20 protein-coding genes and 1 pseudogene are annotated in these 19814 nt (G+C 59.0%); 9 read left to right on the top strand and 12 right to left on the bottom strand.

Going from position 1 to position 19814, the window contains the following annotated elements; genetic code table 11:
* Positions 1-197 precede the first annotated feature (197 nt).
* Positions 198-581 (bottom strand): PaaI family thioesterase, encoded by a 384-nt coding sequence (locus AACY02_RS08620; protein WP_339431567.1) that lies wholly within the window; start codon positions 579-581, stop codon positions 198-200.
* Positions 581-2905 (bottom strand): Tex family protein, encoded by a 2325-nt coding sequence (locus AACY02_RS08615; RefSeq protein ID WP_339431566.1) that lies wholly within the window; start codon positions 2903-2905, stop codon positions 581-583. Before AACY02_RS08615 ends, AACY02_RS08620 begins: the two co-directional genes overlap by 1 nt.
* A gap of 358 nt (positions 2906-3263) precedes the next feature.
* On the opposite strand from AACY02_RS08615, the gene ompR reads away from it, so the two are divergent.
* The gene (ompR, locus tag AACY02_RS08610) at positions 3264-4004 is read left to right on the top strand and encodes an osmolarity response regulator transcription factor OmpR (RefSeq protein WP_339431565.1); all 741 of its coding nucleotides are present in this window, start codon (positions 3264-3266) and stop codon (positions 4002-4004) included.
* Between the two features lie 114 nt (positions 4005-4118).
* A complete protein-coding gene (locus AACY02_RS08605) occupies positions 4119-5432 on the top strand; it encodes an ATP-binding protein (protein WP_221731025.1) in 1314 nt (437 codons plus the stop codon).
* Positions 5433-5516: 84 nt separating this feature from the next.
* Here the strand turns inward: AACY02_RS08605 and rimK are convergent, their stop codons facing one another.
* Both rimK and rimB read right to left on the bottom strand, forming a co-directional pair.
* Positions 5517-6422, bottom strand: a complete 906-nt coding sequence (gene rimK / locus AACY02_RS08600; protein WP_221731026.1) for a 30S ribosomal protein S6--L-glutamate ligase — start codon at positions 6420-6422, stop codon at positions 5517-5519.
* Positions 6419-6898 carry a retropepsin-like aspartic endopeptidase RimB gene (gene rimB, locus AACY02_RS08595; RefSeq protein WP_401138337.1) on the bottom strand — a complete coding sequence of 160 codons (480 nt, stop codon included), beginning with the start codon at positions 6896-6898 and terminating at the stop codon, positions 6419-6421. Before rimB ends, rimK begins: the two co-directional genes overlap by 4 nt.
* A gap of 216 nt (positions 6899-7114) precedes the next feature.
* Here rimB and AACY02_RS08590 point away from each other — a divergent pair, with 216 nt between their 5' ends.
* Positions 7115-7519: an RNA-binding S4 domain-containing protein gene (locus AACY02_RS08590; RefSeq protein ID WP_339431564.1), complete on the top strand. Its 405-nt coding sequence runs from the start codon at positions 7115-7117 to the stop codon at positions 7517-7519.
* A gap of 109 nt (positions 7520-7628) precedes the next feature.
* On the opposite strand, the gene AACY02_RS08585 is transcribed toward AACY02_RS08590, so the two are convergent.
* Positions 7629-8429 carry a phosphatase PAP2 family protein gene (locus AACY02_RS08585; RefSeq protein ID WP_339431563.1) on the bottom strand — a complete coding sequence of 267 codons (801 nt, stop codon included), beginning with the start codon at positions 8427-8429 and terminating at the stop codon, positions 7629-7631.
* A gap of 104 nt (positions 8430-8533) precedes the next feature.
* Between AACY02_RS08585 and hslO the strand changes: the two genes are divergently transcribed.
* On the top strand, positions 8534-9436 hold the full coding sequence (gene hslO, locus AACY02_RS08580) for an Hsp33 family molecular chaperone HslO (protein ID WP_221731029.1): 903 nt from the start codon (positions 8534-8536) through the stop codon (positions 9434-9436).
* 181 nt (positions 9437-9617) lie between these two features.
* Positions 9618-11159 carry a phosphoenolpyruvate carboxykinase gene (locus AACY02_RS08575; protein WP_339431562.1) on the top strand — a complete coding sequence of 514 codons (1542 nt, stop codon included), beginning with the start codon at positions 9618-9620 and terminating at the stop codon, positions 11157-11159.
* 42 nt (positions 11160-11201) lie between these two features.
* Here the strand turns inward: AACY02_RS08575 and AACY02_RS08570 are convergent.
* From AACY02_RS08570 to AACY02_RS08545, 6 genes and pseudogenes are all read right to left on the bottom strand, one after another.
* Positions 11202-11324: pseudogene (locus AACY02_RS08570) on the bottom strand (helix-turn-helix domain-containing protein); the annotation flags it as partial.
* Between the two features lie 102 nt (positions 11325-11426).
* Positions 11427-11699: a type II toxin-antitoxin system RelE/ParE family toxin gene (locus AACY02_RS08565; protein WP_339431561.1), complete on the bottom strand. Its 273-nt coding sequence runs from the start codon at positions 11697-11699 to the stop codon at positions 11427-11429.
* Positions 11699-12142, bottom strand: a complete 444-nt coding sequence (locus AACY02_RS08560) for a hypothetical protein (protein ID WP_339431560.1) — start codon at positions 12140-12142, stop codon at positions 11699-11701. The genes AACY02_RS08565 and AACY02_RS08560 overlap by 1 nt, the downstream gene beginning before the upstream one ends.
* 154 nt (positions 12143-12296) lie before the next feature.
* Positions 12297-12596 (bottom strand): hypothetical protein, encoded by a 300-nt coding sequence (locus AACY02_RS08555; protein WP_339431559.1) that lies wholly within the window; start codon positions 12594-12596, stop codon positions 12297-12299.
* A 356-nt stretch (positions 12597-12952) separates the two neighbouring features.
* Positions 12953-14080: a hypothetical protein gene (locus AACY02_RS08550; RefSeq protein WP_339431558.1), complete on the bottom strand. Its 1128-nt coding sequence runs from the start codon at positions 14078-14080 to the stop codon at positions 12953-12955.
* 96 nt (positions 14081-14176) lie between these two features.
* Positions 14177-14464 carry a hypothetical protein gene (locus AACY02_RS08545; RefSeq protein ID WP_339431557.1) on the bottom strand — a complete coding sequence of 96 codons (288 nt, stop codon included), beginning with the start codon at positions 14462-14464 and terminating at the stop codon, positions 14177-14179.
* Between the two features lie 293 nt (positions 14465-14757).
* Here AACY02_RS08545 and AACY02_RS08540 point away from each other — a divergent pair, with 293 nt between their 5' ends.
* The 4 genes from AACY02_RS08540 to AACY02_RS08525 all read left to right on the top strand — a co-directional run bounded on the left by AACY02_RS08540 (position 14758) and on the right by AACY02_RS08525 (position 19248).
* Positions 14758-15261, top strand: coding sequence for a polysaccharide deacetylase (locus tag AACY02_RS08540; RefSeq protein ID WP_339431556.1), 504 nt, complete (start codon positions 14758-14760; stop codon positions 15259-15261).
* Between the two features lie 162 nt (positions 15262-15423).
* Positions 15424-17358 carry a RecQ family ATP-dependent DNA helicase gene (locus AACY02_RS08535; protein WP_339431555.1) on the top strand — a complete coding sequence of 645 codons (1935 nt, stop codon included), beginning with the start codon at positions 15424-15426 and terminating at the stop codon, positions 17356-17358.
* A 142-nt stretch (positions 17359-17500) separates the two neighbouring features.
* Entirely contained in the window at positions 17501-18724 is a 1224-nt protein-coding gene (locus tag AACY02_RS08530) for a 3-hydroxyacyl-CoA dehydrogenase (protein WP_339431554.1), read from the top strand.
* A 104-nt stretch (positions 18725-18828) separates the two neighbouring features.
* A complete protein-coding gene (locus AACY02_RS08525; RefSeq protein WP_339431553.1) occupies positions 18829-19248 on the top strand; it encodes an acyl-CoA thioesterase in 420 nt (139 codons plus the stop codon).
* A gap of 55 nt (positions 19249-19303) precedes the next feature.
* Here AACY02_RS08525 and AACY02_RS08520 read toward each other — a convergent pair whose 3' ends face one another.
* Positions 19304-19786 carry a glycine zipper domain-containing protein gene (locus AACY02_RS08520; protein WP_339431552.1) on the bottom strand — a complete coding sequence of 161 codons (483 nt, stop codon included), beginning with the start codon at positions 19784-19786 and terminating at the stop codon, positions 19304-19306.
* Positions 19787-19814 lie beyond the last annotated feature (28 nt).

Below are 19814 nucleotides of genomic sequence, written 5' to 3'. Positions count from 1 at the left end.
CCGACTTCAATCCCTGAATCTGGCAGATGCACGCGAAGTAAACGCGATCCTTGTGGGAGCGGGCTTGCTCGCCAAGGCGGTGTATCAGTCACAGACATGCAAACTGACACACAGCCTTGGCGAGCAAGCCCGCTCTCACAGAAAAGCTCGACGCGGCGATCACTGCGCCGAAATTAACTCAAAATGATGAGCAACATCTACAGGACAGCGAACGTGCCTTGCGCTTTTGCGACCAGTTTTTCGCCCTGCATCACGTCGGCTTCGACCACCAGCGTGCGGCGGCCCGGGTGGATGACCCGCGCCGTGCACAGCACCTCGCCGTCGGAAACGGCGCGGATATAGTTGATCTTGCATTCGATGGTCGCGCTCTGCTGATCGAAACCGTGGGTGCTGGAACAGGCCAGACCCATGGCGATGTCGACCAGGCTGAACAGCGCGCCACCGTGCAATTTGCCGCCGCGATTGCGCAGTTCCGGCTCCAGCACCAGGGCGACTTGCGCCACCCCGGTTTCCAGGCTGTGCAGGCGGCAGCCCAACAGCTTGAAAAACGCGCTCTCGACGAGCCCGGCCGGAATGTCCATCAGCGTTTCTTCAACTGCTTGGCGTTGGCGAACAGCGAGGCCATCGCATTGTTCACGGGCGTCGCTGTTGCGGTTTCCTTGCGTGGCGCATTGTTCGACGGCTGGCGTTGCGCCGAGCCCGGACGCGAGCCACGGGCGCCATCGATCTTCTCGCCCGGGGTGTCGCCCATGCGCATCGACAGGCCCACGCGTTTGCGAGGAATGTCGACTTCCATGACCTTTACTTTCACCACGTCACCGGCTTTCACCGCTTCACGCGGGTCCTTGATGAACTTCTCCGACAGCGCCGAGATGTGCACCAGACCGTCCTGATGCACGCCGATGTCGACGAAGGCACCGAACGCGGTCACGTTGGTGACGACGCCTTCGAGGATCATCCCCAGTTGCAGGTCTTTGAGGTCTTCGACGCCTTCCTGGAACTCGGCAGTCTTGAACTCGGGACGCGGGTCGCGGCCCGGTTTTTCGAGCTCCTGGAGGATGTCGGTCACGGTCGGCAGACCGAAGGTCTCGTCGGTGAACTTCTTCGGATCCAGACGCTTGAGGAACCCGGCATCGCCGATCAACGAGCGGATGTCGCGGTCGGTTTCAGCGGCAATACGCTGCACCAGCGGATAGGCTTCCGGGTGAACCGCCGAGGAATCCAGCGGGTTGTCACCGTTCATCACGCGCAAGAAACCGGCGGCCTGTTCGAAGGTTTTTTCGCCCAGGCGTGCGACTTTCTTCAGCGCTGCACGGGTTTTGAATGCGCCGTGTTCGTCGCGGTGCGCCACGATGTTCTGCGCCAGTGTGGCGTTGAGGCCGGAGATCCGTGCCAGCAGCGCTACCGAAGCGGTGTTGACGTCGACACCGACGGCGTTCACGCAGTCCTCGACCACCGCGTCCAGGCCTCGTGCCAGTTTCAGCTGCGACACGTCGTGCTGGTACTGGCCGACCCCGATGGATTTCGGGTCGATTTTCACCAGCTCGGCCAGCGGATCCTGCAAACGACGGGCGATGGACACCGCGCCACGGATCGACACGTCCAGATCGGGGAATTCCTTGGCCGCCAGTTCCGACGCCGAGTACACCGATGCGCCGGCCTCGGAGACCATGACCTTGGTCATCTTCATGGCTGGGTATTTTTTGATCAGCTCGATCGCCAGTTTATCGGTTTCACGGCTGGCGGTGCCGTTGCCGATGGCGATCAGGTCAACCGAGTGCTTGGCACACAGCGCGGCCAGGATGGCGATGGTCTGATCCCACTTGTTGTGTGGAACGTGCGGGTAAACCGTGGCGTGATCCAGCAGCTTGCCGGTGGAGTCGACCACGGCCACCTTGCAACCGGTACGCAGGCCCGGGTCGAGGCCCAGGGTCGCACGCGGGCCGGCCGGTGCGGCCAGCAGCAGGTCGTGCAGGTTGTGGGCGAACACGTTGATCGCCTCGGTTTCGGCGCCGTCGCGCAGCTCGCCCAGCAGATCGGTTTCCAGGTGGGTGTAGAGCTTGACCTTCCAGGTCCAGCGCACCACCTCGCCAAGCCATTTGTCGGCGGGACGGTTCTGATTCTGGATGTTGAATTGCTGGCCGATCATGCCCTCGCACGGGTGCATGGTGCCCGGCAGTTCGTCGCCGACCTTCAGTGCGGAGCTGAGGATGCCTTCGTTGCGGCCGCGGAAAATCGCCAGTGCGCGGTGCGACGGCATGCTTTTGAGCGGCTCGTCGTGTTCGAAGTAGTCGCGGAACTTGGCGCCTTCTTCTTCCTTGCCTGCGATCACGCGGGCACTGAGGGTTGCTTCCTGTTTGAGGTAGCTGCGCAGTTTTTCCAGCAGGCTGGCGTCTTCGGCGAAGCGTTCCATCAGGATGTATTTGGCGCCTTCCAACGCAGCCTTCACATCGGCCACGCCTTTTTCGGCGTCGACGAAGCGTGCGGCTTCGGTTTCCGGAGCGAGATTCGGGTCGTTGAACAGGCCGTCAGCCAGGTCGCCAAGGCCGGCTTCCAGGGCAATCTGGCCCTTGGTGCGGCGCTTTTGCTTGTACGGCAGGTACAAGTCTTCAAGGCGGGTCTTGGTGTCGGCGAGTTTGATATCGCGTTCAAGGGCGGGGGTGAGTTTGCCTTGCTCCTCGATGCTGGCGAGGATGCTGATACGCCGTTCGTCGAGTTCTCGCAGGTAGCGCAAACGCTCTTCCAGATGACGCAGTTGCGTGTCATCAAGGCTGCCGGTCACTTCTTTCCGGTAACGGGCGATGAAGGGAACGGTAGAGCCTTCATCGAGTAGCGCGACGGCCGCTTCGACCTGTTGTGGGCGTACACCGAGTTCCTCGGCAATGCGGCTGTTGATGCTGTCCATAAAACCACCTGACATAGTGTGAAAGCAGGCTCGCAGGCACGGAAACAAAGGCCCGGAGTCTGGTTGAACGGCTAGAGGATTGCCGCTGCCTGGGTCAAAAGGCACCCCATTGACCCGTGAAATCGAACAATTACTGCGGCCACCGGGAAAAAAGCCCGGCCAACTCCGGTAACGATTCAGACGTTGCCTGGCACAAAACGCCGCGCATTATAACCAGCGTTCTGTCATTCGGGGGCGTTGCAGTCTGTAGGCATAAACCCCGGTTTTCTGGCAGTGAAGGAAAAATCTGCTAACAATGCACACGGTGCGTATAACGGCAGCTACGCCATAATGCGCGCCGAGCTAAAAGGAGCATCCAATGAGCAGCACTGCACAACCTGCTGAAGGCGAAAAAATTCTTATCGTTGACGACGATCCAGGGCTGAGTAGCCTGCTGGAACGCTTTTTCGTCAGCAAGGGCTATCGTGCCCGTACCGTACCGAACACCGAGCAGATGGATCGTCTGCTCTCGCGTGAGGTTTTCAATCTGGTCGTCCTCGACCTGATGCTGCCTGGCGAAGACGGTCTGACCGCCTGCCGCCGTCTGCGGGCGGCGAACAACCAGATTCCGATCATCATGCTCACCGCCAAGGGCGATGAGATGAGCCGCATCAAGGGCCTGGAACTGGGTGCCGACGACTATCTGGCCAAGCCGTTCAACCCGGACGAGCTGATGGCACGGGTCAAAGCAGTGCTGCGCCGTCAGGCCGCACCGGTGCCGGGCGCACCGGGCAGCGAAGACGAAAACGTCACCTTCGGTGATTACGTGTTGTCGCTGGCCACTCGCGAACTGAAGCGCGGCGACGAAGTACACATGCTCACCACCGGTGAGTTTGCGGTACTCAAGGCCCTCGTCATGAACGCGCGTCAGCCACTGACCCGCGATAAACTGATGAACCTGGCCCGTGGCCGCGAGTGGGATGCCCTCGAGCGTTCCATCGATGTGCAGATTTCCCGTCTGCGCCGGATGATCGAGCCCGATCCGTCCAAACCGCGCTACATCCAGACGGTCTGGGGCGTGGGCTATGTGTTTGTACCGGATGGCACCGCCACCAAGTGATCGGTGATTTGTAGGAGCGAGTCTGTCGGGGGCGGGTCGAATGACCCATCTCACAGACTCGCAATCCGCAATATGCGAGCATGGCTCGCTCCTGCAAGTGTGTAGCGGTTAAAGATGAAAACCCCCGTCTGGTTTCCCCAAAGTTTTTTCTCCCGCACCCTCTGGCTGGTGCTCATCGTCGTGCTGTTTTCCAAGGCGCTGACCCTGGTTTATCTGTTGATGAACGAGGACGTGCTGGTGGATCGTCAATACAGTCACGGCGTCGCTCTGACGCTGCGCGCCTATTGGGCCGCAGACGAAGAAAACCGCGCGAAGATCGCCGATAAGGTGCCCCTGATCAGGGTGGTCGGGGCGGGTGTGCCGGAAGGCGAACAACATTGGCCTTATAGCGAAATCTATCAGCGGCAGATGCAGACCGAGCTGGGCCCCGACACCGAGGTGCGATTACGCATGCACTCACCGCCGGCGCTCTGGGTCCGTGCACCGAGCCTGGGTGATGGCTGGCTGAAAGTCCCACTGTACCCGCATCCATTGCGTGGCCAGAAAATCTGGAACGTCCTCGGCTGGTTCCTCGCCATTGGTTTGCTGTCGACCGCGTCGGCATGGATTTTCGTCAGCCAGCTCAACCAACCCTTGAAGCGACTGGTGTATGCCGCCCGGCAACTCGGTCAGGGCCGCAGCGTGCGCCTGCCGATCAGCGACACGCCAAGCGAGATGACCGAGGTCTATCGCGCCTTCAACCAGATGGCCGAGGACGTCGAACAGGCCGGACGTGAGCGCGAGTTGATGCTGGCCGGGGTTTCCCACGATTTACGCACGCCGTTGACCCGGTTGCGGCTGTCGCTTGAATTGATGGGCGACCGTAACGACCTGACCGACGACATGGTGCGCGACATCGAGGACATGGATGCGATTCTCGACCAGTTCCTGGCGTTCATTCGCGACGGTCGGGACGAGTCTGTGGAGGAAGTGGATCTCAGCGATCTGGTACGTGAAGTCGTGGCGCCGTACAACCAGAGTGAAGAGAAGGTTCGGTTGCGTCTGGAACCGATCCAGCCGTTTCCGCTGCGTCGGGTTTCAATGAAGCGCTTGTTGAACAACCTGATTGGCAACGCTTTGAATCATGCCGGCAGCGGCGTTGAAGTCGCCGCGTATGTGTCTGGCGACACCAGTGCCCCGTATGTGGTGCTGAGTGTGATGGACCGTGGGGCGGGGATCGATCCTTCGGAGCTTGAGGCGATCTTCAACCCGTTCACCCGTGGTGACCGCGCTCGTGGCGGCAAAGGCACCGGTTTGGGGTTGGCGATCGTGAAGCGGATCGCTTCGATGCATGGCGGCAATGTTGAGTTGCGTAATCGGTCCGGGGGTGGACTGGAGGCGCGGGTCAGGTTGCCGTTGGGGTTGATGCTGCCTCGCGATGCTGTTTAAACACTGACATCCAGGGTGAGGCTGATGGCCCCTTCGCGGGCTTGCCCGCGAAGGCGGCCTCTGAGCCGCCACATATTTCCGGGTTTAGCCCTTGCCTTTGGTGCGAGTCATATTCGGCCCGCCATTCTTCTCAAGATGCTCAATGATGATCCCCGCCACATTCTTCCCGGTGGTGGTCTCGATCCCTTCAAGCCCCGGCGACGAGTTCACTTCCATCACCAGCGGCCCGTGATTGGAACGCAGGATATCCACCCCCGCCACCGCCAGGCCCATGACCTTGGCCGCCCGCAGCGCTGTCATGCGTTCTTCCGGGGTGATCTTGATCAGGCTGGCGCTACCGCCACGATGCAGGTTGGAGCGGAACTCGCCCGGTTTGGCCTGACGTTTCATGGCCGCGATCACCTTGTCGCCGACCACGAAACAGCGGATGTCCGCACCGCCAGCCTCCTTGATGTATTCCTGGACCATGATGTTCTGCTTCAGGCCCATGAACGCTTCGATCACCGACTCCGCCGCCGTCGCGGTTTCACACAGCACCACACCAATGCCCTGAGTGCCTTCCAGCACTTTGATCACCAGCGGAGCACCGTCGACCATGTCGATCAGGTCCGGAATGTCATCCGGTGAGTGAGCGAACCCGGTCACCGGCAAGCCGATCCCCCGGCGCGACAGCAGTTGCAACGAGCGCAACTTGTCCCGGGAACGGGCAATGGCCACCGATTCGTTGAGCGGGAAGACCCCCATCATTTCGAACTGACGCAACACCGCGCAGCCATAGAACGTTACCGACGCGCCGATCCGTGGAATCACCGCATCGAAACCTTCCAGCGGTTTGCCGCGATAGTGGATCTGCGGCTTGTGGCTGGCGATGTTCATATAGGCGCGCAAGGTGTCGATCACCACCATTTCATGCCCGCGCTCGGTGCCGGCTTCGACCAGGCGACGGGTGGAATACAGACGCGGGTTCCGCGACAGCACAGCGATCTTCATGCAACACCTGTGGAGGAGGTAGATACCGGGAACACCGGCTTGTCTTGTACATATTTGATGCCCGGATTGACCACCAGTTGGCCGTCAATCAAAGCTTTGGAACCGAGTAGCAGGCGATAACGCATGGACTTGCGGCAAGCGAGGGTGAACTCGACCGACCAGACCCGATCACCGAGGGCCAGGGTGGTGCTGATCACATAGCGCACCTGAGCCTGACCGTTGGAGCTTTTAATGGTCTTGCGCGCCACCAAAGGCGCTTCGCAACGCCGGTGACGCAACTGCACCACTGTGCCCAGGTGCGCAGTGAAGCGCACCCACTTCGCGCCGTCGCGTTCGAACGGCTCGATGTCAGTGGCGTGCAGGCTGGAGGTGCTGGCACCGGTGTCGATTTTTGCCCGCAGGCCCGCGACTCCCAAATCAGGGAGCGCCACCCACTCGCGCAGACCGACAACGGTCAAATGGTCAAATGTCTTCAAAAAAATGCTCAACCGTGACAACCGCTCAGTCCGCAGGGGCCGGATTCGCGGTATTCACGCAGAATAATGGTTAAAAGGCGACAGATATCTACAGCCCGGATTACCGGCGCCTGAAGCAGGCGCCGGAATGTGTGCATTGTAATCCGGGATGGGGTCATTCATGGCACGACAGAAACGGTAGTACAGTTCACCAATATTTCAGAATGAGGACATTCCATGGCACAAAAAAACGAAGACGACGACAAGGTCCGTCTCGATAAGTGGCTATGGGCCGCGCGTTTCTACAAAACCCGGGCCTTGGCCAAAGCAGCGATCGAGAGTGGCAAGGTGCATTGTCGAGGCGAGCGCTGCAAGCCTGGCAAAGAGCCACGCATTGGCGACGAATTTGAGATTCGCACCGGTTTCGAAGTGCGCATAGTGAGGGTCGAGGCACTGTCTATCGTGCGTCGTGGCGCGCCCGAAGCGCAAACGCTGTATGCGGAGACCGAGGCGAGTATCGCCAAGCGCGAAGCGGCTGCGGCGATGCGCAAGGCCGGTGCGTTGGGCGTGAGCACCGATGGCAAGCCGAGCAAGAAGCAGCGGCGGGATCTGTTCAAGTTTCGGGGTAGCGGCAGCGAGTAGGGCGTCACTGCCTCTTCGCGAGCAAGCTCCCACACAAGATTGCATTCCAATGTGGGAGCTAGCCTGTTGGCGAATCGAGTGCACAGCACTCGCCATGGACGCCGCGATATCAGGCGCTACGCACCACACTCATCCGCGAAATCAGCGGCAGCTTGCCCAGCAAACTGAAAATCGGCGCCGTCACTTTCAGCCAGAAATTCGCGGCGTGATACGCAAATGGCGTGTAGTAGCCCCAGCCCAACGCCAGCACCGCCAGCAACACGCCGCCGATGTAATCGTCCTGACCCCAATGCGCCCCGGCCACCAGCCGCGGCAGCATGAACAGCACCGCCAGGCCCCAGATCGTCAGGAACTGGCCAACCGAGCGGCTGAACACCCCCATGAATAATGCCCAGATCAGCAACACCGAAGCATGGTCGCCCGGGAAGCTCTGGCTCGAGCGATCTTTCAACTCCCAGGTCTTTTCCAGATGCGGGAAGTAATCGCTGAGGTGTACCGCGCCTTCAAGCACCATCGACGGACTGCTGTGCTGCCAGTCCATGAAATCGGCGAACTTGGAAAACAGCGTACGGATCACCACCATCAACAGCAGAATCGATAAAAAACCGAAAAAAGCACGGCGCGCATCAATCGCCTTGAATACCCAGTCACCTTTGATCAGCAGCGTCAGCAGAATCAGCCCGACGACGATGTCGAACGGACGCATACTTGCAATTGCCCAGATGTGGAGCCATATGGGGTTGCTGGCCAGTGGTGCATTGAGCGAGCGGAACAGCCACTCGTCGAAAATCACACACAGCGAGTTACCCGTAGGCCATAACCAGAAAGCCAGTAGCGCTAACGGCACCACGTTGCACAGAACCAGCCGGCCGAGGTTCCACCTTGATTGGAACAAACCCGGATTGTTCATAAAATGCCTCCCATGGCGTAGCAGTCGGCACCAAAGAGGGTGCCAAGAAACGCGAATTTTCATTCTTTGTAATCATTTTGTCATCACTTTCAGATACCGGACCTATGACCGACCTAACGGATACCGATTTCACCCAACGCTTCATCTTCGATGACAGCGACACCCGTGGCGAACTGGTGGCGCTTGAGCGCAGCTACGCTGAAGTGCTCGCCAAACACCCATACCCCGAGCCGGTCGCGCAATTGCTGGGCGAATTGATGGCGGCGGCCTCTTTGCTGGTGGGCACCCTGAAGTTCGACGGCTTGCTGATTTTGCAGGCGCGCTCTGAAGGCCCGATCCCGATGCTGATGATCGAATGCTCCAGCGAGCGCGAGATCCGAGGATTGGCGCGCTACCACGCCGATCAGATTGCCGCCGATGCGACCCTCAGCGACCTGATGCCAAAGGGTGTGCTGGCCCTGACCGTCGACCCGACGGTTGGCCAGCGCTATCAGGGCATCGTCGATCTCGACGGCGAAACCCTGTCCGATTGCTTCACCAATTATTTCGTCATGTCGCAACAGGTCGGCACCCGCTTCAAGTTGTTCGCCGACGGCCGCCGCGCCCGTGGTCTGCTGCTGCAGCAACTGCCGGCCGATCGTCTGAAAGACGAAGAAGACCGCGCCGCCAGTTGGCAGCACATCACCGCGCTGGCTAGCACGCTGACCGCCGATGAATTATTGAGCCTGGACAACGAAACCGTGCTTCATCGTCTCTACCATGAAGAGCAAGTGCGCCTGTTCGACGTGCAGAAGCTGCGTTTCCGTTGCAGCTGCTCGCGTGAACGCTCGGGCAATGCGCTGGTCAGTCTGGGTCTGGAAGATGCGCAGGCGCTGGTTGCCGAACAGGGCGGCAACGTCGAGATCGATTGCCAGTTCTGCAACGAACGCTACTTGTTCGATGCGGCCGACATCGCTCAATTGTTCGCTGGTGCGGGCGTCGACACGCCGTCAGATACCCGGCACTAAAACGGTTCAGCGCAGGTAAATTCACTGCTCAACGACGGAATTTCGCCGTTACGACGGGAGGACCCTACTCTTTTTGGGCTTTTCTGGCATAATCCGGCCCACTTTTTTCGCGGTAGTAGTGCGCAACTTTCTACTACAAAACGTTTGGAGCACACTCGGCCACTGGCCGACGGGGAACCTCATGACGCAAGCCAATAACGCCGTGTACACCGATCTGAGTGTTGATGATCTGGTAAAAGAAGCCCTGAACCGCGGTGAAGGCGAGCTTGCCGATACCGGCGCTCTGGTTGTTCGCACCGGTCATCGTACCGGCCGTTCGCCAGTCGACCGTTTCATCGTTGAAGAGCCTTCCACCCAGGCCGCTATCGCCTGGGGCCCGATCAACCGCAAGTTCCCGGCCGACAAGTTCGATGCCTTGTGGGCTCGCGTCGAGGCGTTCAACAACGCGCAAGAGCACTTTGTTTCCCATGTGCATGTCGGCGCGGCTGAAGATCACTACCTGGCCGTGAAAATGACCACCCAGACGGCCTGGCAGAACCTGTTCGGTCGTTGCCTGTTCATCAACCCGGCCCAGTACAACCCGGCTGGTCGTGACGAGTGGCAAGTGCTCAACGTGGCCAACTTCGAGTGCGTGCCTGAGCGTGACGGCACCAACTCCGATGGTTGCGTGATCCTCAACTTCGCCCAGAAGAAAGTGCTGATCGCCGGCATGCGTTACGCCGGTGAAATGAAGAAAGCCATGTTCTCCGTGCAGAACTTCCTGCTGCCGGCCGCTGACGTGCTGCCAATGCACTGCGCCGCCAACATCGGCGAAGAAGGCGACGTGACCCTGTTCTTCGGTCTGTCGGGCACCGGTAAAACCACCCTGTCGGCCGACGAAAGCCGTTACCTGATCGGTGACGACGAACACGGCTGGGGCGAAGGCGTTGTCTTCAACATCGAAGGCGGCTGCTACGCCAAGTGCATCGACTTGTCCGAGAAGAACGAGCCGGTCATCTGGAAAGCCATCAAGCACGGCGCTGTGCTGGAAAACGTCGTCATCGATGACGCCAAGCACGCCGACTACGCCGATGTCAGCCTGACCCAGAACAGCCGCGCCGCGTACCCGCTGGAGCACGTTGCCAAGCGCTCCGAGCACAACCTCGGTGGCGAGCCGAACGCTGTGATCTTCCTGACCTGCGACCTGACCGGCGTGCTGCCGCCAGTGTCGATCCTCAACGAAGAACAAGCGGCCTACCACTTCCTGTCCGGCTACACCGCACTGGTGGGCTCGACTGAAATGGGTTCGGGCAGCGGCATCAAGTCGACCTTCTCCACCTGCTTCGGCGCACCGTTCTTCCCGCGCCCGGCCGGCGAATACGCAGAGCTGCTGATCAAGCGCATCCGCGGCTTCGGCTCCAAGGTCTACCTGGTCAACACCGGCTGGACCGGCGGTGGCTACGGCGTCGGCAAACGCTTCAACATCCCGACCACCCGCGCAGTGATCGCCGCTATCCAGAGCGGCGCACTGATCGGCGCCACCACCGAGCACCTGGACACCATCAACCTCGACGTGCCATTGGCCGTACCGGGCGTTGAAACCAACCTGCTCAACCCACGCAACACCTGGGCTGACCAGGCTGCGTACGACGAGGCTGCCAAGGCGCTGGCCGGTCTGTTCATCGAGAACTTCAAGAAGTTCGAAGTGAGCGACGCGATCAAGGCTGCTGGGCCGAAGTTGTAAGCGTTGGTTTGTGGTGAATGAAGAAGCCGCCCTTTAGGGGCGGCTTTTTTGTGCGAGTTGTTTGGCCGTCAGCCTCCTGCGTAACCGAGCCAGTTTCAAGCGTTCGCCAAGGTTCTTCAGGAGTCGCGCAGTTTTAGGAAGCAGAGCCGCAGTCTTTCTGGCCATAACGCTAGTATTCCTTCACTTGGGTAGTGATAACGCCAGAATAATTGCACTTGGCTGGTCGACCCGGGGAATGGGTTTGCCCTGTCGAATCCTCGTGATCTGTCATAGCCATTGCTGTCGGGCATGCATTATTCGCAGCACCTCCACACATTCATCTTTGATCGTGTAGACGATGACATAGTTGGACGCTGCGACGATTTCTCGTGTGCCTTCAACGCTGCCCCTTCTGTATAAGGTCGGGCGCTTTCGGGCGACTTCCCCTTTTGATTCGAACATATCGTCGAGATCCGCAGCCGCTTCAGGGTTGTCCTCACTGATGTGCTCCATGATTCGGTCTCGGTCATCAAGCGCCTCTTGGCGCCAGACCAACCTCATCAACGCACGCGTTGACGCAGGGCATCGCGCTTGGCAGCAAATATTCGTCGAGCGTCTTCATCGCTCACGCTGGGTCTTGGATCATCAATGCTGATTTGCACCTGCCGCTTGAACCACTCTTCATACGCCGCCGCCTCATGTGCTTGCTTCATTGCTTCAGCGCGATCAGGACGTGTGTAGGTTTTCATTTGCAGCGGGTCATAGCTGGATGCATCCACATCGAAGTGAGTGATACCCAGTTCTTGCAAATAGGCCACTAGTGTTTCAAGGCGTTTGAACAGGCGCACCTGACCACTGCGTTGCGCTGCGAGCGAACATTCTTTGCTTCCCTGATGAATTTGAATCGACCAGCCACCAGGCTTGGCGATGATACGTGTGCTGCTGACCGAACCGTTTTCAATCAGGCGCGTCAGGATGCTGTGATCGATGGTTTCAGTGGTCATGACGGCGAGCTCTTGGCTGAACAATGGCTGCCATCGTACGCAATCAATAGTAGTTTGCAAAATTCAACTCCTGCACTGGGCGCCGGGTGTCCCGCATCCATGTTCTTTGGTGAGGCAGGCGCCACTTATTGGGAGCACACCTGCCTGAGATTTTTCAGACTGGCGCTTTCCAGTTGAGCATTTGCTGCTGCGCGACTTGCAGCAGGTCACAGCCATCCTGTGTCAGCAGATAGAGGGCGTGGGTGATGTGGGGGATGTCTTCGACGTCGGCTTGTTTGAAGCTGAGGCAGTAGAGGGTTTTAAGCAGGTCGCTGGAGGCGCGCAGGCGCTGGACGGCGCATTCGAGGATGTCTTGCGGGTTGGCTGCAGCGTCGATGATCAGGGGCTTGGTGTCGGTGAGGTTGGATTCGAGTGGGCGGTAGCGATCAGGGGTGAGCGGGTTCCATGTTTTCATTATTTTTGGCCTCGAAATATGTCATGAGAATTCGCACCCACCGTGACCACAAGGGATAGGTGGCGGACTGCGTTCGGGTTGGTCAACCGGTGAGGCACTCACAACCGGCACGCCCGAAGGCGTCCCGAACTCAGCCGCCATAAAGCGTGCCGACACAAAAAGCGCCAGCAGCATACAACGAGTGCGAGTGCACAACTCATACGGGTGACCAAGCCCGAACCGCTGATTTGGCAGCGATAGTCACGACTATAGGTTTGAACTACCAGGCGCCGATAGGCGGCAACGGAGTCCAGACCTGTAGGATCGGTACGAAGATCAGATAGGAGATTGTTGTAGGTTTTTTCGTCGGTTCACCGTCAACCAAGATTCTTGTACGCCGCCGTATCCAGCACACTGGTCGTCAGCCCGGTTTCGGGTGTGTAAATCGAACCTTTCACCGCTGAAAACGGCACACCTTTGCTGCCCAGCGACACACACCGTTCGTCTTGATCCAGTTCGGTGAAGTAGGTGTACGAACACTTTTCCATGGCCTGGTATTTCGCGGCGGCCCTCACGATGGCGTCGGTGTGCTGGCGCAGGTCAGCGTCACTCAGGTTCAGGGTTTTGCTCAGCGGCGTGCCCCAGCGCTGCAGGCACACTTCGGCGAAGTGGCGGACGATCAGGCCGGGTTCGGCCAGCACGTTAGGGCCTCTGTCGCCGTCAACGGCGGCGTTGCCCACCAGTGTGGCGTGGCGGCCGGGCATTGGGAAAACGCTGGTTCTGGTGCCGGTGGCGGTTTGCGGGATGACGCAACTGAAGCCTTTGGAGCGCTCGTTCCGGGCATAAAAGCCGACGTATTCTTTGACGTTGGCGTTGAGTTTCACCCGGTGTTCCTGAAAGTTGCCGATACCCGGAACCGGGTCAATGGCGAAGATCCTGACCGGAATATTCTTCAGCGCGTCGTCGGCGTACAAGGCGTTGGCCAACATGTGGCAACTGACGCCGCCACGACTCCATCCCACCAGGTTGACTTGAGTGGGAATGACGCCATCCTTACGGAACGTCTTGATGATTTGTTCCTGTAACTTTTGCTGAGTAACGCTTCGCTTTCCGTAGTTATATTTTCGCCACATCCACGAGCCTTCTATTTTTACGTCTTCGATGGGAATACCGGCAGCTTTCAGTCGGTTGTATTCTGCTTCGGTCAGTTGTTCACGCTGCCAGTCGCACTGGCCTTTGATAATGTTCACGGCATGTTGGACATTCTCCTCCCAACCTTTTCCGAACAGCGTACCGCTCAGGTCGTAATCGCCGGATTCGGTAAACAGTTCATCGGTCTGCAAATTGCTGGTGCCCGGGCCGTCGACGATGACCCATTCGGCAAACTCCCGGCCGCTGTGGTGCGAAGCCAGTGTGGAAACCAGTTCGCCGTTCCAGTAGTTCGGGTTGTTCGTATCAAATCTGGTGGAGCCGGTACCGCAAAAAAAGACAGTTAAAGTCGTCATGTTTGTTGCTCTGTTAATGGAAGAGCAATCAATCTAGTGCGGTTGTTTTTTGTGGTGAAGCAATGGGTTGTTGCCAAGTTTGTTGCGTATTGTTTTTCAGTTTTTATTATTCGCTTTGAACTTCGCCACTTCCAGCAGTTCGCAACCATCCTGAGTCAATAAGTAAAGCGCATTGACGATGTTGGGGATGTCTTTGACATCCGCTTGTTGAAAACACATGCAGTAAAGCGTTTCCAGCAGATTGTTGGCGGCGCACAGTCTTTGTTGAGCGGCATTCAGCAAGTCTTCATGGCTGGCGTCAGTGTCGATAACCAGTACCGGATTGTCGCTGTAGACAGTTTTCAAGCGGCGATAGCGGTTGATGGGTGGATGCAGTGAGTTCATGGATGAAGTCTGTCCTTTGAGAAGTCGCTACGGCGAGGTTCAGTCGCGCCGGCCACTATAGGAGGGTGCTGCGCAGCGGGACAAGACGGCCAGGATGGACAGCGTTTGTAGGGGGTTTTCCGGGGGGGCGGGTATTCGCCCTACAGTTTTTCATGACCTTTTTAAGGCAAAACCCTTAGACAGGAAATTTCCCACGGCTTTATCAGGCGCTTCTGGGTAAACATCTGTATTGTGCGCGCCAGAATCTGTGGGACGTTTCCAAACTTCTGATACGCGCTTAAAGGGAATTAGGTATGCAGTGGCTACGAATGGCCTCGATCATATTGCTGTGGGCTATTGGCTACCGTTTGACGTTGGCAGCGGATATTGGCAATGCGCTGGTACTGGATCATCTGGATCGAACCGGTTGGCCAGGCGCGCTTACCAACCAGGCGAATGTCGACACGGCCTCTCGCGCCGAAGTGCTGATGTTCGCCAAAGCCTTGCTCGCCAGCGAAGCGCTGGACGAGTCAGGTTTGAAGCAACGGCTGGGCGTGCCGCAAGTGCAGCTCAAGTCGATCAGGCAAGTGCGCAATGATCTCTGGGATCGTTTGCTGAGCACCTATCGCAACGCCAGTCAGGACTGTGACGGGCAACCCTTTTGTCCACAGGTGCGTAGCATCTCCGATCTGCGCCAACTGGCGGCGGCGTTCACCGCAGACATCAGCCCGGCTCATGCGCTGTGGGCGAGCAAGAGCCTGGATGTGCATGAGCAAATGCTGAACGAGCAGTTGCGCGTGGCGGTGTTGCGGCCCTGAGTTCTGGATGTTGTATGGCTTTGGCAGGCCGTCTCGCGGGCCCTGAGTTGTCCGCGCCTTTCGCTGTATCATTGCGTATCGATTTGGCCCCGACCTTTTCTCGACTCGCTGCGATCGCCCGCTAGGCTGTTGGCATGGCAGCGGTCAAAGGAGTGACAGCGAATGCACAACACCCTGGAACAGGTTTTTGGTTATCCACAGTTTCGACCCGGACAAGAGGCCGCCATCAGCGCGGTGCTGGCCGGGCGCTCGGCGGCGGCGATCTTTCCCACCGGATCCGGCAAGTCCCTCTGCTATCAACTACCGGCGCTGATGCTGCCGAATCTGACCCTGGTGGTTTCGCCTTTGCTGGCGCTGATGCAGGATCAATTGGCGTTCCTGCAACGCCATGGCATTTCGGCGGGGAGCATCGATTCTGCGCAGAGTCGAGACGATGCCAATGACGTGATGGGCCGCGCCCGTTCGGGTGAGTTGAAGATTCTGATGATTTCGGTCGAGCGTCTGAAAAACGAGCGCTTCCGCAATTTCCTGCAGCAGGTGCCGATCTCTTTGCTGGTGGTGGATGAGGCGCACTGCATCTCGGAGTGGGGCCACAACTTTCGCCCCGACTACCTCAAACTGCCGGACTACCAGCGCCAGTTCAACATCCCGCAAGCCTTGCTGCTGACGGCCACCGCCACGCCGAAAGTCATCGCCGACATGCAGGCAAAATTTGCCATTGCCGCTGACGATGTGGTGACCACCGGTTTCTACCGGCCCAATCTCAATTTGCTGGTGGAACCGGTGCGCGGGCAGGACAAGCGCCGGCGTCTGGTGGAGTGGATGGCCGAGCGTCCGGGCCAGCCGAGCATCGTCTATGTGACTTTGCAGAAAACCGCCGAACACATCGCCGAACACCTCGAGCGCAACGGTATTCAGGCCGAGGCCTATCACGCCGGTCTGCCCCACGATCAGCGCGAGGGCATCCAGAAACGCTTCATGGCCGGGCAGTCCAATTGCATCGTCGCGACCATCGCCTTCGGTATGGGTATCGACAAAAGCGACATCCGCAATGTGGTGCACTTCGACCTGCCCAAATCCATCGAAAACTACAGCCAGGAAATCGGCCGCGCCGGACGTGACGGGCAGCCTTCGGACTGTCTGGTGCTGGCCAATCGCGACAGCCTCAATGTCCTGGAAAACTTCGTCTACGGCGACACGCCGGAACGCGAAGGCATTCGTTATGTCCTCGATGAATTGAAAGCTTCGGCACCGCAAGGGCAGTGGGAGTTTCTGCTCGGGCCATTGGCCGATCACAGCAACATCCGGGCGTTGCCCCTGAAGACTTTGCTGGTGCAATTGGAGTTGCGTGGCTTGATCGCACCGCGTTACGCCTATTACGCCGAATACCGTTTCAAATACCTGCTGGAGCCCGAGGCGTTGCTTGAGCGTTTCGAGGGCGAGCGCCGGGATTTCGTCGCGGCGATCATCCACACCTCGAGCCGGGCGCGCACCTGGGCTACGGTGGATTTCGAGGCGATGTATACGCAGTATTCGGCCGAGCGTAATCGGGTGGTGAAGGCGCTGGATTACTTCCAGGAAAAGGCCTGGATCGAGCTTGAGAGCAAGCAGATGACCGAGGTCTACAGCTTGTTGCACAGCGACGTCGACAGCGATGTTCTGAGCGCAGAACTGCACGATGACTTCACTCGCCACGAGCAAACCGAAGTCGCGCGGATTCACACCATGCTGGATGTGTTCGCCACCGATCGTTGCCTGGGGTATCGCCTGGCCGAGTACTTCGGCGATCACAATGCCCCGGAGCGCTGTGGGCATTGTTCGGTGTGCCATGGGCACATTGCCCGGTTGCCGGCGCCACCGGAATTGCCTGCGCTTGTGGATAAAAGTTTTGCGGCACTGTGCGGTGATTTTATCCACAAGCATGAGCAGCACACGGGCCATGCGCCGACGGCGGAACGGCTGACGCGGTTTCTGTGCGGGATCAGTGTGCCGCTGTTCACCAAGCTCAAGGCGCGGACGATTTCCGGGTATGCGGCGTTGGAGGCGTATCCCTACGCTGAAGTCCGCCATTGGGCTGACAATCACCTGCTCGATTAAGCCCCGCCCCGTGGGAGAGTGCACAGTCTTTGCGCGGCTGCATCCATCCGCTGAATGTCGATCATCACGGGAATAAACTTCAAAAACCGTCGCGGGCTGACTATGGTGAGACCCGTCTATGGATCGCCAACAAGAGAACAACATGAGCCAGACATTCGATATTCAGCAGGCTGCCGTGATCGGTGCGGGGACCATGGGGCGCGGCATTGTCATGTGCCTGGCCAACGCTGGGGTGACGGTGCAGTGGGTCGACAACAATCCACAGATGCTTGAGCAGGCGCTCGCCACGGTGGCCGACACTTATGCACACAACGTGCGTCAGGGGCGCATTGATCAGGCTGAGGCAGATGCGCGGCTCGCCCGGGTCAGTGCGGCGGCGGATTACGCGGCAATCCGCAATGTCGATCTGGTGATCGAAGCGGTGTACGAAAACCTTGAACTCAAACAGAAGATCTTTCGCGAACTCGATGGTCTGCTCAAGCCCGAGGCGCTGCTGGCGAGTAATACGTCGGCGCTGGATATCGATGCGATTGCTGCCGCCACCCGACGCCCTGAGCAAGTTCTGGGCCTGCATTTCTTCAGCCCGGCGCACATCATGAAACTGCTTGAAATCGTCCGTGGCGCGAAGACATCACCGGCCGTGGTGCAAGCCGCGCTGGCGCTGGGCGAGCGCATGGGCAAGGTCAGTGTGGTATCGGGCAACTGCCACGGTTTTATCGGCAATCGCATGCTCCATCCGTATGTGCTTGAAGCACGCAAGATGCTGCTGGAAGGGGCTTACCCACAGCAGGTCGACGCAGCCTTGCAGGGCTTTGGTTTTGCCATGGGGCCGTTTCGCATGTACGACGTGGTCGGCATCGATCTGGAGTGGCGTGCGCGTGAGTTGGCCGGCAAGGGCCAGGAGGCTCCAGAAGTTCAGGTGGACAACCGCTTGTGCGAGATGGGCCGGTTTGGTCAGAAATCCGGCAACGGTTATTACCATTACGAGCCGGGCAGTCGTCAGGCTGAGCATGATCCCGAGGTCGATGCGCTGGTGTTGCGGGTCAGTGACGCATTGGGTTTCCAGCGCCGTGAGATTGGCCCGCAAGAGATCCTTGAGCGGTGTTTGCTCGCGTTGGTCAACGAAGGGGCGAAGATTTTGCAGGAAGGCATTGCCGAGTCGGCGCATGACATTGATCTGGTCTATCTGAACGGCTATGGCTTCCCGGCGGACAAGGGCGGGCCGATGGCCTGGGCGGATCAGCAAGGGCTGGCGGATATTCATCAGCGCTTGCTGGCGCTGGAGACACGGCAGGGCGATCAGTGGAAACCGGCGCGGTTGATCGGTGAGTTGGCAGCGCAGGGGAAGGGGTTTGCTGACCGTTGAGTGATGGGGCGCCAGTGCTGGCGCCTTCGCGGGCAAGCCCGCTCCCACAGGTATAGTGCTCGTCCTCGCTGTCAGTGTGAGGTCGATCAAGACGAGAACTGCGCATGAACCAACGCACCGACTACCGGCATTTCCAGCCTATCACCACGCGCTGGCACGACAACGACGCCTACGGCCACGTCAACAACGTCACCTATTACAGCTTCTTCGACACTGCCGTGAACACTTACCTGATTCAGGTCGGTGGGCTGGATATCCATGACGGTGAGGTGGTGGGCTTTGTGGTCAGTTCGGCGTGTGATTACTTCGCTTCCATCGCTTTCCCGGACTTGATCGAGATCGGTCTGCGGGTGGGCAAACTGGGCAACAGTTCGGTGCAATACGAATTGGCAGTGTTCAAGGTCGGTGAAAGCGAGGCGTGTGCGGCCGGGCGTTTCGTGCATGTGTTTGTTGATCGGGCAAGCAATCAGCCCGTGCCGATTCCTGCCGGGTTGCGCGGGGCACTGGAAAGCCTGGTGGTGTGAAAAACGCAAAAAAAATCGCAGCCCCAGGGCTGCGATTTTTGTTCAAGCATTCGCCTTAGTGGTGACGATAGTACTTGTGATGCTTGCGATGACCGTAGGCATGGCCGCGACCACGGCGGTCGTCGCGGTAGTAGCGACGGTCGTCACGACCGCGATCATAACGACGATCATCGTCATTGCTTTTGTTGCCCATGTAGTTGCCCAGCGCGCCACCGGCACCGCCACCCGCCGCGGCGCCAATCAGGCTGCCGGTGGAGCCGCCCACGCTGCGGCCAACCACGTTACCGCCGGCTGCGCCCAGCGCACCACCGATGGCCGCTTCGCCACGGCTGTGTTTGTTTGCGCCAACGGCGCTACCACCCGCGCCGCCCAGGGCCGCGCCAATGGTGGAACCTGTATTGCCGCCTAACGACTGACCGACGACCGAGCCAAGAACCCCGCCCAATGCGCCGCCCACACCTGCTTCGGTGGTGCCGCCAGCAGACGCGAAGCCACTGACCAGGCCAAGGGACAACAAGAGAATCGAGGAGAACTTCATAGGTGAGCCTCAAAGGGATGACGGCGCG

This window comes from Pseudomonas sp. EA_65y_Pfl2_P78 (assembly GCF_963970495.1).
GTDB classification, from domain to species: Bacteria; Pseudomonadota; Gammaproteobacteria; order Pseudomonadales; family Pseudomonadaceae; genus Aquipseudomonas; species Aquipseudomonas baetica_A.
Note: the sequence above shows the minus strand (reverse complement) of the source record. Positions and strands in the feature narration are given on the sequence as shown.

Excerpts from the sequence above, each read along its gene's own strand:
- AACY02_RS08620 (WP_339431567.1), bottom strand. The coding sequence starts at position 581 with ATGGACATTCCGGCCGGGCTCGTCGAGAGCGCGTTTTTCAAGCTGTTG.
- AACY02_RS08615 (WP_339431566.1), bottom strand. The coding sequence starts at position 2,905 with ATGGACAGCATCAACAGCCGCATTGCCGAGGAACTCGGTGTACGCCCA.
- ompR (WP_339431565.1), top strand. The coding sequence starts at position 3,264 with ATGAGCAGCACTGCACAACCTGCTGAAGGCGAAAAAATTCTTATCGTT.
- AACY02_RS08605 (WP_221731025.1), top strand. The coding sequence starts at position 4,119 with ATGAAAACCCCCGTCTGGTTTCCCCAAAGTTTTTTCTCCCGCACCCTC.
- rimK (WP_221731026.1), bottom strand. The coding sequence starts at position 6,422 with ATGAAGATCGCTGTGCTGTCGCGGAACCCGCGTCTGTATTCCACCCGT.
- AACY02_RS08590 (WP_339431564.1), top strand. The coding sequence starts at position 7,115 with ATGGCACAAAAAAACGAAGACGACGACAAGGTCCGTCTCGATAAGTGG.
- AACY02_RS08585 (WP_339431563.1), bottom strand. The coding sequence starts at position 8,429 with ATGAACAATCCGGGTTTGTTCCAATCAAGGTGGAACCTCGGCCGGCTG.
- hslO (WP_221731029.1), top strand. The coding sequence starts at position 8,534 with ATGACCGACCTAACGGATACCGATTTCACCCAACGCTTCATCTTCGAT.
- AACY02_RS08575 (WP_339431562.1), top strand. The coding sequence starts at position 9,618 with ATGACGCAAGCCAATAACGCCGTGTACACCGATCTGAGTGTTGATGAT.
- AACY02_RS08565 (WP_339431561.1), bottom strand. The coding sequence starts at position 11,699 with ATGAGGTTGGTCTGGCGCCAAGAGGCGCTTGATGACCGAGACCGAATC.
- AACY02_RS08560 (WP_339431560.1), bottom strand. The coding sequence starts at position 12,142 with ATGACCACTGAAACCATCGATCACAGCATCCTGACGCGCCTGATTGAA.
- AACY02_RS08555 (WP_339431559.1), bottom strand. The coding sequence starts at position 12,596 with ATGAAAACATGGAACCCGCTCACCCCTGATCGCTACCGCCCACTCGAA.
- AACY02_RS08550 (WP_339431558.1), bottom strand. The coding sequence starts at position 14,080 with ATGACGACTTTAACTGTCTTTTTTTGCGGTACCGGCTCCACCAGATTT.
- AACY02_RS08545 (WP_339431557.1), bottom strand. The coding sequence starts at position 14,464 with ATGAACTCACTGCATCCACCCATCAACCGCTATCGCCGCTTGAAAACT.
- AACY02_RS08540 (WP_339431556.1), top strand. The coding sequence starts at position 14,758 with ATGCAGTGGCTACGAATGGCCTCGATCATATTGCTGTGGGCTATTGGC.
- AACY02_RS08535 (WP_339431555.1), top strand. The coding sequence starts at position 15,424 with ATGCACAACACCCTGGAACAGGTTTTTGGTTATCCACAGTTTCGACCC.
- AACY02_RS08530 (WP_339431554.1), top strand. The coding sequence starts at position 17,501 with ATGAGCCAGACATTCGATATTCAGCAGGCTGCCGTGATCGGTGCGGGG.
- AACY02_RS08525 (WP_339431553.1), top strand. The coding sequence starts at position 18,829 with ATGAACCAACGCACCGACTACCGGCATTTCCAGCCTATCACCACGCGC.
- AACY02_RS08520 (WP_339431552.1), bottom strand. The coding sequence starts at position 19,786 with ATGAAGTTCTCCTCGATTCTCTTGTTGTCCCTTGGCCTGGTCAGTGGC.